Source organism: Psychrobacter sp. CX18, assembly GCF_057396215.1.
On record NZ_JBXYJH010000032.1, the window covers coordinates 1 to 4,485 of the forward strand.

Sequence of the window (4,485 nt, forward strand, 5' to 3'; positions counted from 1 at the left end):
GGTACTGCTGCGGTGACGGTGACGGTGTCTTCCGGATCGACATTGGTGCCTACGGTGTATTCGCCAAGCTCATTACCTGCTTGGTCGGTGATGGTCAGTACGTCACCTTCTTCAGCATCGGCTGGGACGACAACCTCTACTGATACTTGTGTTTTGTCTGTAAGCTCTTCGGCATTTAAGAAACCATCATCGTTACCATCTTCAGTGATGGTCACTAACGGTGCAGTGACTGGGGCTGTGGTGTCTACAATGGCACTGTCTGAGCCTTCGGTGGTGTTATTTGCTGAGTCTGTTAGTACTGCGGTGACGGTTAGGGTCTCGCCTTCAGCAGGAACTTGCGGTTGTACTGTGACACTGCGGCCTGCTGTGATGTCGGTGCCCACTGTGAAGGTACCTAGGTCATTGCCGGCTTGGTCGGTGACACTCAAAGTGTCGCCAATCTCTACGCTGCTAGGTACTGTCACTTTAACGTCTACGGTTGTCTTGCCCTCAAGCTCTGCTGCATTTAGGAAACCGTCGTTGTTTGCATCGTCTGTGATTAAGACTGTCGGGGCATCTGGGTTGTTGGTGCTTATTGCAAGCGTTTCACTCGCTGTATTCGACTGGTTACCAGCAGGATCTTTGACAAACGCTTCAGTAGTAATCTGTGTGGTATCAGCAGTAATTGGTACTAAAACTTCAACATACCCATTAGTCAGTGCTTCAGGTGTGACTACAATCTCTTGCGGGTCACCCTCATTAATGGTCAATACCACTGTGTCACCAGCTTCTGTATTAGCAGGTAAGCTTACTCGCACTGGGGTGCTGTCTACACTATCACCATTTTCGGCAGTATTTAATGTGCCATCTTCATTGGTGTCTTCTGGGAAGCTAACAATGGGCGCACCGTTCTCGGTGGTGGTGTCGTCATCGTTATCGTCGGTGTCACCATCACCATCTACGTCGCCTGGAATACTAATGTCGATAGCCAAGGTTTCAGTAGCTGTATTCGACTGGTTACCAGCTGGGTCTTTGACATAGGCTTCAGCAGTAATGTTATCTGTGTCTGTAGTGACTGGTGCATCTACTGTCACATAACCATTTTCTAGGTCCTCTGCTGTGACAGGTACTTCTTGCTCTGTACCATTGATTATGACGACTACGGTGTCACCAACTTCTGTATTCGCAGGAGTGCTGATCTGTACAGGTGTGGTGTCTTTCGTTGTTCCGTTCTCAGCAGCGTTTAATATGCCATCACCGCTGGTGTCTTCTGGGAAGGTAATGATTGGCGCACCATTAACTGTGGTGTCATCATCATCGTCGTCACCTACAGTGCCATCATCGTTTGAGTCTCCTGGGATGCCAGTATCCACTTTAGCACTGTCTGTGCCTTCTGCTTCGTTCCCTGCAGGGTCTGCAAGAACAGCTGTTACTTCTAAGGTGTCGCCGTTAGCGGGTACTGCTGCGGTGACGGTGACGGTGTCTTCCGGATCGACATTGGTGCCTACGGTGTATTCGCCAAGCTCATTACCTGCTTGGTCGGTGATGGTCAGTACGTCACCTTCTTCAGCATCGGCTGGGACGACAACCTCTACTGATACTTGTGTTTTGTCTGTAAGCTCTTCGGCATTTAAGAAACCATCATCGTTACCATCTTCAGTGATGGTCACTAACGGTGCAGTGACTGGGGCTGTGGTGTCTACAATGGCACTGTCTGAGCCTTCGGTGGTGTTATTTGCTGAGTCTGTTAGTACTGCGGTGACGGTTAGGGTCTCGCCTTCAGCAGGAACTTGCGGTTGTACTGTGACACTGCGGCCTGCTGTGATGTCGGTGCCCACTGTGAAGGTACCTAGGTCATTGCCGGCTTGGTCGGTGACACTCAAAGTGTCGCCAATCTCTACGCTGCTAGGTACTGTCACTTTAACGTCTACGGTTGTCTTGCCCTCAAGCTCTGCTGCATTTAGGAAACCGTCGTTGTTTGCATCGTCTGTGATTAAGACTGTCGGGGCATCTGGGTTGTTGGTGTCACGAGTGGCTTCATCTGTGACGGGGCTACTGACGTTACCGGCAGGATCTTTGATGGTGGCTTCTACGTCAAGCTTTTCACCTTCGGCTGGCGCAGGCACTTTAACAATGACTTCACCGGCGTCTTTGTCTTCTTGGGTAATCTCTTTATCTACGCCGTTTACGGTGACGGTGTCACCCACTTCGGCATCTTCTGGTAGACCAACGGTGACAGGTACGTTGCCATCAGCATCAATCTCGTCTGCTGTGATAAAGTCATCGCCATTACCAATCTGTACGCTATCTGGTTGAGTCGGTGCTGTGGTGTCACGAGTGGCTTCATCTGTGACGGGGTTACTGACGTTACCGGCAGGGTCTTTGATGGTGGCTTCTACGTCAAGCTTTTCACCTTCGGCTGGCGCAGGCACTTTAACAATGACTTCACCGGCGTCTTTGTCTTCTTGGGTAATCTCTTTATCTACGCCGTTTACGGTGACGGTGTCACCCACTTCGGCATCTTCTGGTAGACCAACGGTGACAGGTACGTTGCCATCGGCATCAATCTCGTCGGCTGTGATAAAGTCATCGCCATTACCAATCTGTACGCTATCTGGTTGAGTCGGTGCTGTGGTGTCACGAGTGGCTTCATCTGTGACGGGGTTACTGACGTTACCGGCAGGGTCTTTGATGGTGGCTTCTACGTCAAGCTTTTCACCTTCGGCTGGCGCAGGCACTTTAACGATGACTTCACCGGCGTCTTTGTCTTCTTGGGTAATGACTTTATCGACGCCGTTTACGGTGACGGTGTCGCCCACTTTGGCATCTTCTGGTAGACCAACGGTGACAGGTACGTTGCCATCAGCATCAATCTCGTCTGCTGTGATAAAGTCATCGCCATTACCAATCTCTACGCTATCTGGTTGAGTCGGTGCGGTGGTGTCTTTAGGAGTTTCATCATCGTCACCCCCTAAGGCAATCCCTACGGCAGCTAAACCTGCAAGTCCTACTAACCAAGGTAGCCAAGCAAAGCCACCGTCATCTGCTGCGCCCACCCAGTAAGGGGTCGGATACGCGTTACCGCCTAAGGCTTGTCCTTCGCTGTCACCTGCGGCCAGTTCTGTGACAAAGTCTTCTACTTCACCGGTATCTGGTACATAGTAGTAGTAGCTGCCATCTTCTGCTAGTCCTATGAGCGCACTTTCAGCCTCGTCATAATAACCTTCTATTATAAGGTCGCTGTCTTGGCCGGTTTCTTCTATGGATACGTGTAAGTCTTTACCGACACGTTTGGTGATGATGTGATCTGGTGCTCGGCCCGTCGAGGTGTCGATAAGTTCATAGTTTACTTTGTTTGTGGCTTTGATGACGGTTGGTTGTCCGTCTTTGGTGACAACTTGATGTTCGGCTATGCTTTGTACGGCATCATTTACTTTTACAATTATCGTTTTCATTTTGTATTCCTTGGATTCGCTTTTTATTTTTGAGTGTGTCTTTATTCTTCAGTAGCACTTACGGTGGCAACGACGCGGCGGTTGTTGTAACGACCTTCGGATGTGGCGTTGGTGTCTACTGGTCTGCTTTCTCCGTAGCCTACTGTGCTTAATCGGTTTGGTGCGATGCCATACTTCATAACCAATTCTTTTTTAACGGCTTCAGCGCGACGTTTTGATAAGTCCATGTTGTAGCTGTTTGTTCCGATACTGTCGGTGTGACCTTCAATGACGGTGCTGGTGTCTGGATATTTCTTCATATAGTCTGCAACCGCTTCGATGCGGGGGTTGAATACAGGCTGAATGACGGCTTTGTCAAATTCAAACAATACTTTTAGGTTTATTGGTTCGTCTATTTCAATGACAATCGGCGGCTCAGGCTCAACTATCTCTGGACAGTCGCGAACAACACGGCTGATTTGATGGGTTTGTTCGCTTTGGGTGCTTAGTATTTGCTGCGCGGCGCTTTCTTCAAGCTTGCTTAACGTCGGTGTGCCTGTGGCGTCATCAATGTCAATGTATATGTAGTAGTTTTCTTGGGGGGTGAATTCAACGAGATGACTAAAGGCGTTGGTGAGATCGTTTGTTTTAAGTCCGGTTGGTGCGACACTGATGTTGTGTTGTCCACTGCAGTAACGTATTTGTGAGTAGTGCCCTGGTTGTAGACTGACTTGGAATCGGCCGTCAATGGCGATATTGGCACTGGTTTGTAGTCCGTCGTTGTCTAGGGGACGTACAAAGATGAGGTTGGTTTCATTTGCCGCTAGTTCACTGGCATTCATGGGTTGAAAAGCGGTGTCACCCGTTTTGTGCCAGCCTATATGGTCTACTTGACGCATGCTGTCTTCTGCTGTTGCTGTGTACCCTATTCCAAACATAATCGCCCATAGGGAGGTGACTAGGCTACAGGTCCGAAGATGTCTTTTGGCTTGAATGTATTTCATTGGTGTCATCCTTAGTTGTGTTTAATCTCTATACGTAAAAGTGTTATGGGTTGTTTTAATTGTTTTAT

At 49.1% G+C, this 4,485-nt stretch carries 2 protein-coding genes; both read right to left on the minus strand.

What is annotated here, in order from left to right; genetic code table 11:
* On the minus strand, positions 1-3,434 hold a 3,434-nt coding region (locus AC2SLT_RS13005; protein WP_486548076.1), incomplete at its 3' end, for a hypothetical protein.
* Positions 3,435-3,475: 41 nt separating this feature from the next.
* Positions 3,476-4,417, minus strand: a complete 942-nt coding sequence (locus AC2SLT_RS13010; protein WP_486548065.1) for an OmpA family protein — start codon at positions 4,415-4,417, stop codon at positions 3,476-3,478.
* Between the last annotated feature and the right edge of the window lie 68 nt (positions 4,418-4,485).